The 1,255-nt window shown below is 71.7% G+C and carries 2 protein-coding genes; one reads left to right on the forward strand and one right to left on the reverse strand.

Going from position 1 to position 1,255, the window contains the following annotated elements:
• On the reverse strand, nucleotides 1–317 hold a 317-nt coding region (locus GH736_RS23125), incomplete at its 3' end, for a hypothetical protein (RefSeq protein ID WP_159607380.1).
• 168 nt (nucleotides 318–485) lie between these two features.
• Here GH736_RS23125 and GH736_RS23130 point away from each other — a divergent pair.
• Nucleotides 486–1,255 (forward strand): chromosome segregation SMC family protein (locus GH736_RS23130; RefSeq protein ID WP_235934653.1); only part of this gene is annotated, 770 nt, incomplete at its 3' end.

Raw genomic sequence — 1,255 nt, forward strand, 5'->3', positions numbered from 1 at the left:
CTCGTCGAGCGGCAGCCGCGGCGATCGGGCCGCACGCCGAGCGACATCTCGGCCATCTTCGCCCGCGGGTCGGTCTCCCAGACCATGGCGGCCGCGCCGACCAGGTCGTCCCCCTCGTAGGCGCCGACCTCGACGCGGCGACGGAAGCGCCGGTCGCGGTGGCGCACGAGGAGCTCGGCGGCGCCGAACTCGAAGTGGTCGTGGCCCCACGTCTCCCTGGCGATGGCCCGGGTGAGGGCGACGTACGCCTCCAGCGGCCGTGCCTCGGCGGTGCCGATGCGGGATGGTACGGGCACGGGTCGGATGTCGATGGCCACGGGGTCGTCCTCCTCGCCGTCCGTCGGACAGCCGCCCAGACTATCGGCGGGCGGGTGCGCCGGCAACGATCGATCCTCAGCTTCGCGGCGAGGGTGCGCGGGAACCGGGCGCCCGCTCGGGTACGCTCGTGCGAGGCATCCGCACGACCCAGCCGCACCCGGGGGACCATGTACCTGAAGAGCCTGACGCTGAAGGGATTCAAGTCCTTCGCGCAGCCGACCACGTTCGCGTTCGAACCCGGCGTCACCTGCATCGTCGGTCCCAACGGCTCCGGCAAGTCGAACGTGGTCGACGCGCTCGCATGGGTGATGGGCGAGCAGGGCGCGAAGACCCTCCGCGGCGGCAAGATGGAGGACGTCATCTTCGCCGGCACGGCCACACGGGGTCCGCTCGGCCGGGCCGAGGTGAGCCTCACGATCGACAACGCCGACGGCGCTCTGCCCATCGAGTACAGCGAGGTCACCATCTCGCGCACGCTGTTCCGCAACGGGGCGAGCGAGTACGCCATCAACGGCGAGACCTGCCGGCTGCTCGACGTGCAGGAGCTGCTGAGCGACTCCGGGCTCGGTCGGGAGATGCACGTCATCGTCGGCCAGGGCCAGCTCGACGCCGTGCTGCACGCGAGCGCCGAGGACCGGCGCGGCTTCATCGAGGAGGCAGCGGGCATCCTCAAGCACCGCCGCCGCAAGGAGAAGACGCTCCGCAAGCTGGACGCGATGCAGGCGAACCTCACCCGGCTCTCCGACCTGGCCGGCGAGATCCGGCGCCAGCTGAAGCCGCTCGGCCGCCAGGCGGAGGTGGCCCGTGAGGCCGCCACGATCGCCGCCGACCGCGATCGCCACGTTCACCGTGCCGAAGCCCAGCGCCGTGATGATCGCGAGCGACAGCAGCAGCGAGGGGATCGCGAGCAGCACGTCGGCGAACCGCATGACGCCTG

The organism is Agromyces humi (genome assembly GCF_009720255.1).
GTDB classification, from domain to species: domain Bacteria; phylum Actinomycetota; class Actinomycetes; order Actinomycetales; family Microbacteriaceae; genus Agromyces; species Agromyces humi.